The following is a 3332-nucleotide window of genomic DNA, read 5'->3' as shown; positions in this document are numbered from 1 at the left end:
GTGCCCCGGATGCGCCCCGGGACCCCACCGTCCCCGACGGGGAGGACGACGAGTGACCACGAACGTGCAGCTAGGCTGCAGACGGGCCCCCGTAGCTCAGGGGATAGAGCACCGCTCTCCTAAAGCGGGTGCCGCAGGTTCGAATCCTGCCGGGGGCGCCCCTCCTGTCAGGGTTTCCGCGGGGATCTCCTCCGCGCGCCGAGCTCGGTGCGCCGGCTGTGTGACGCTGGCCAACGCGGTGACGAGGGCGCCGACGCCGTTGCGGGTCGACGTCTGCGCTTTCGAGGTGATGAGCTGCGCACGGGAGTGACCGCCGAGGATGTGGCCGCCCTGCTGATCGGCACCTTCACCGTTGCCCCGCTGCCCGAGCACTCCGCCCGGGCCGATCGTCTGCTCGACGTCGTGATGTACGGCCTCCGAGCGCCCACCGGGCAGATGGTCTCGGGACTCGGCGACCGAGACGGCGAGTAGGGCTGGTGGACCGACGGTGGACCGAGGACCCTGGCTCGGCGTGCCCGACCACGACGACGACGACCTGTCGGCCCTGTTCATCAACTGCACGCTCAAGCGGTCCCCGGAGGCGAGCAACACCCAGGGCCTGGTGGATCGCAGCGTGGGGATCCTCGAACACCACGGGGTCCGGGTCGACCAGTTCCGCGCCGTGGACCACGACATCGCGACCGGCGTCTGGCCGGACATGACCGAGCACGGCTGGCCCGCCGACGAGTGGCCCGAGCTCTACCGACGGGTGCTGGCCGCGGACATCCTCGTCCTGGCCGGCCCGATCTGGCTCGGGGACAACAGCTCGGTGACCAAGCAGATCATCGAGCGGCTCTTACGCCTGCTCCCACCTCCTCAACGACGCCGGCCAGTACGCCTACTACGGACGCGTCGGCGGCTGCCTCATCACCGGCAACGAAGACGGCGTCAAGCACTGCGCCATGAACGTCCTCTACAGCCTGCAGCACCTGGGCTACACGATCCCGCCCCAGGCCGACGCCGGCTGGATCGGAGAGGCCGGCCCCGGCCCGTCCTACCTGGACCCCGGCTCGGGCGGCCCGGCGAACGACTTCACCAACCGCAACACCACGTTCATGACGTGGAACCTGATCCACCTCGCGCGGATGCTCAAGAACGCCGGCGGCATCCCCGCCCACGGCAACCAACGCTCCGAGTGGGACGCAGGATGCCGCTTCGACTTCGAGAACCCCGATTACCGCTGACCGAGGGCGACGCGGAGAGGCCTGAACGGGCCACGCCTGGAGCGACGTTCCCAGAGAGGATCCGGCAGCAGCGACACCCCGGCCACGGCGCAGCCGACGGCGTGCGGCGATCGGTCGCAGCGGAACCAGGCGCGGCGGCGGGGGCTCACCCGTACCGAGGCCCCTGACGCGGTTGCTGATCAGGCGTCCCTGGTGCGGTCCTCGGTCTCGGTCCTCGACCCTCGCAGCTCGTCGCCCGGATCGACTGTCGGTTTCTGAAGTCGACCGCAGACTCCCGACGTGGGCTGCACTCGGCCGAGCACGCCGGACGTCCACAGCGAGCGATACCGAGATTGATCCGCGGTATCGCGGCACGAGCCCGCTCCGCAGCGATCATCAGCGACCGCGTGTCGACCCAGTCGAGTGCCGTCGACGTCGAGCGCGTTGACGGAGGCGGACGACGGTCCCGGACGAGTCCCGAGCCGGGTGCCGGTGACCGCGGGCCGGAGACCGGGCTCGGGCGGTCGACGCCCGTGGAGGCGAGTGCCCACCGCACCAGGTCGAGTACGGCAGTGCGCGGGGCGGCGGCGGGCTCACCGGCGGTACAGGGCGACCGAGTTCGGGGAGCACGCCGCTGATCGACCCGCCACGTCATACTCAGGTCGCCTGATAGTTCACAGAGCGTTGCAATATGGCCGCAGCCCCGGCTCATGGGGGTGAGCAATAACCCAATCGGGTGTCTTATTCTCGCGAGATGGCTACTCTATGCGACAAGAGCCTCGTTGAGGCTCCTCAGATGCCGGGGTGACCAGACGGTCCCCCACCCAGCCACCACCGGGGGCGCCTGACAACCCCCACCTGGCTCGGTCGCGAAACCCTCGCGAACTGCCGCGCCTGAGGAGCCCCAGACATGAAGAAACTCGGCACGCTGGCCGCCCTGGTCCTGGCTTTGCTGCTCGTCGGGATCGCCCCGGCCTTCGCCGCCGGCAACGACTACCCCTACCCCAACGCCGGCACGGGCGTCGCCGACCCGTGGGGCATGACCGAGCGGGAGTGCACATCGTTCGTGGCCTGGAAATCGCACCAGGCCGGCCATGACATTCCCGGCAAGACCGGAGGATACGGGGCCTGGGCCGCCGACCGCTGGGACGACAACGCCGCACTCCTCCACAAGAAGGTCGACCACACCGCCACCGTGGGCGGGTTCGCCCAGTGGAACGCTCACGAGCGCCGCGACTACACCTACCAGGGCCGGACGTTCTCGATGATCGCCGGCGACATGGGCCACATCGCCTATGTCGCCAGCGTCAACCCCGACGGCAGCGTCACCCTGCAGGACTACAACTGGTTCGGCGGCGCCCGCACCTACGGCACCGACACCCTCCCGGCCAGCGCGGTACCCCGTTACATCCACTGACAGCGCGAATTCGCCGAACTGCACCAGAAGTCATGGATGGGACGTCATCGTCGGGGCTCATCGGCTCGACGAGCCCGATGCTGCGCCGAGGCCGCGATGGCGCGGTGCCTGGACAGTGGCACTGGAGTGGATCCTGATTCACCTGATGCGTACCGGGTCTGACGGACCATCACCGAAGCCACGGCCCGCGTGCCGCGGCCGGAGGAGGAACCGATGGCGGACGAGAGTCTGGTCGCACGGCTACGCGTGGTCGCCCGCGATCGGGTCGGCCCCACCGAACAGTCACTGATCGTGGCCTGGAGCGGATTCGGCGCGACGTTCGCCGTCACCCGGGCGATCACCCACTGGATCCGGGCGGGACACGGCCCGGCAGGCGGCGGGATGAGCGCGGGCGGACGCCACCTGCACCACTACAACATCGGCATCCTGCTGCTCGCCGCGGTCGGAGGCGTCGCACTACGGGGCGAGGAACGCCACCGACGACACCCGATCACCGCGACCGCCTACGGCAGCGGAGCGGCACTGATCGTCGACGAGCTCGCACTGCTGATCGACCTCGAGGACGTCTACTGGTCCCGGGAGGGCCGCACCAGCGTCGACGCGGCGATCGGGCTCCTCGCCCTCGGAGGTGCCTACCTCGCCGCGGTGCCGTTCTGGCACGGAGCCGCACGGGAGGTTCTGGCCACCGGGAGGCGCACCACGCCATGAGCGCT

General features: G+C 69.8%; 3 protein-coding genes, 1 tRNA gene and 1 pseudogene. All 5 read left to right on the top strand.

Translation table 11 applies throughout. The features are described 5' to 3' along the window. The first annotated feature begins 85 nt into the window (after positions 1 to 85). The 5 genes and pseudogenes from AC0CYZ_RS31465 to AC0CYZ_RS31445 all read left to right on the top strand — a co-directional run bounded on the left by AC0CYZ_RS31465 (position 86) and on the right by AC0CYZ_RS31445 (position 3327). Positions 86 to 158 (top strand) — tRNA-Arg (locus AC0CYZ_RS31465). A gap of 148 nt (positions 159 to 306) precedes the next feature. After that, positions 307 to 471, top strand: a complete 165-nt coding sequence (locus AC0CYZ_RS31460) for a hypothetical protein (RefSeq protein ID WP_472222162.1) — start codon at positions 307 to 309, stop codon at positions 469 to 471. Between the two features lie 40 nt (positions 472 to 511). After that, positions 512 to 1223 (top strand): annotated as a pseudogene (locus tag AC0CYZ_RS31455) (flavodoxin family protein). Between the two features lie 889 nt (positions 1224 to 2112). Beyond that, a complete protein-coding gene (locus AC0CYZ_RS31450; RefSeq protein WP_472222160.1) occupies positions 2113 to 2619 on the top strand; it encodes a CHAP domain-containing protein in 507 nt (168 codons plus the stop codon). 213 nt (positions 2620 to 2832) lie between these two features. Next, entirely contained in the window at positions 2833 to 3327 is a 495-nt protein-coding gene (locus tag AC0CYZ_RS31445) for a hypothetical protein (RefSeq protein ID WP_472222158.1), read from the top strand. Positions 3328 to 3332: the final 5 nt, after the last annotated feature.

The sequence above is a fragment of the Actinomycetospora sp. genome (assembly GCF_055612215.1).
This window is presented reverse-complemented; position numbering and strand designations above follow the sequence as displayed.